Here is an 817-nt window from a genome sequence, read left to right on the forward strand (position 1 = left end):
TGGACGGCTTCGATGAGAACCTGCCGCGCATCCAGGTGCGGCTGACCCTGGACGAAGACGAAAAGGCCGGGGCCAATAAAACCTTCTTCAGCAAGGTCAAGGAAGAGCTGGACATCGTTCCTGCGCAGGCCCGGGTGATCGAATACTGGCAGGAGAAAGCCGTATTCGAGCAGGAGGACGGTACGCAGCAGCTGGCCTGTGCCGCCGTCCGGTTCATCCCCTGGGCAAATGCCTGGCCAGCGTCCGGCTGCTGGCCTGGATCCTGGTGGCCAAGTACGCCGACGCCCTGCCGCTGTACCGCCTTGAAGGCATTCTCAAGCGCCATGGCGGCCACATCAGCCGCACCACGATGGCCAACTGGATCATCCGCCTGGACGACGTATTCAAGCCGTTGATCAACCTGCTGCGGGAACAGCAGCTTGACGGTGACTACCTGCAAGCCGATGAGACCCGACTCCAGGTGCTCAAGGAAACCGGAATATCGGCCCAGTCAGACAAATGGATGTGGGTCATCCGTGGTGGACCACCGGACCGGCCGGCAGTGCTGTTCGAATACGATCCCTCGCGCAGCGAGGAGGTGCCGCTGCGCCTGCTCGATGGCTTCAGGGGAACGCTCCAGACCGATGGCTATGCCGGGTACAACAACAAGCGTGTCTTCGGCCTCGTGATAGATTTTGGGGCGTCCCAGCCCCCAAAATCGACTCGGCCTTTGACAACCTATTCGTGCCCCAGCCGTCCTGGTCACCAAGCACTACGCAACAACTTCGCAAGCTCGTTGCTGCTCCGTACTTGGCTCCCAATGACTGGACGCCGCGTT

1 pseudogene is annotated in these 817 nt (G+C 61.1%); it reads left to right on the forward strand.

Annotated features, from left to right (window positions below):
• Nucleotides 1–643 (forward strand): annotated as a pseudogene (gene tnpC / locus ACOCD2_RS23035) (IS66 family transposase); the annotation flags it as partial.
• Nucleotides 644–817 lie beyond the last annotated feature (174 nt).

The organism is Thiolapillus sp., assembly GCF_048562965.1.
Classification (GTDB): Bacteria; Pseudomonadota; Gammaproteobacteria; order Chromatiales; family Chromatiaceae; genus Thiolapillus; species Thiolapillus brandeum_A.